Below are 940 nucleotides of genomic sequence, written 5' to 3' on the forward strand. Positions count from 1 at the left end.
GACACGGCAACGCTGGGCACCGCCACCTCGAGCGGCGGCTCGGTGTTCATCGATCCGGCGCTGCTGACGTTCGATGCGATCGGCGCTGCGGGCGGCATCACGCTTGCGGGCGGGACGATCACCGGCGGCACGCTCGATGCCGGCACCAGCATCGCCGTGACCGCGAGCGGCGCGCTGACGCTGGCCTCGGCAACGTCTGGCACGACGATGACGCTCGGCGCCGACAGCGTGCAGGCAGGCACGCTCGATGCAGGCGGCGATCTGGCGCTGACCGTGGCGGGTGGCGCGGTGCTGACTGGTGCGGCGACGTCCGGTGGCAATGTCTCGGCGCAGTTCGGCACGCTCGACTTCACCACGCTTGATGCCAGCGGCCTGGTGAGCCTGGAAGGCAGCGATCTTGCCGGCAGCAGCATCCGTGCAGGGACGAGCCTGACGGCGCTGCTGGGCGGCAGCTATGCGGTTGGCGGCGCGAGCGCGGGGACGGACCTTGCGCTTCAGGCGGCCAGTGCCAGCGGCACGTCGCTGGCCGCACTGGGCAATCTCGATGCGACGGTGAGCGGCCTTGCCGATATCACCGACATTGCCGCAGGTAGCGACCTGTCGCTCACGGCGGGCACGCTGCTGGCAACGACGATCAGCGCCGATGGCCTGATCGCGGGCAATGTCAGCGGCACGGCGACGCTGGGTTCGGCCACCGCCGGCAGCACGCTCGATCTGACTGCGGCCAGCCTCACGGCGACGAGCCTGCAATCGGCGGGCGACGTGACGCTGACTGTGACCGACACGGCAACGCTGGGCACGGTCACCTCGAGCGGCGGCTCGGTGTTCATCGACCCCGCGCTGCTGACGTTCGACGCAATCGGCGCTGCGGGCGGGATCACGCTGGCGGGCGGGACGATCACCGGCGGCACGCTCGATGCCGGCACCAGCATCGCCGTGA

General features: G+C 70.9%; 1 protein-coding gene. It reads left to right on the top strand.

Going from position 1 to position 940, the window contains the following annotated elements; all coding sequences use genetic code 11:
• Positions 1–940, top strand: a 940-nt coding sequence (locus AX703_RS27920) for a hypothetical protein (RefSeq protein WP_197423695.1), incomplete at both ends; no start/stop codon positions are given.

This window comes from Novosphingobium sp. CCH12-A3, from assembly GCF_001556015.1.
GTDB classification, from domain to species: domain Bacteria; phylum Pseudomonadota; class Alphaproteobacteria; order Sphingomonadales; family Sphingomonadaceae; genus Novosphingobium; species Novosphingobium subterraneum.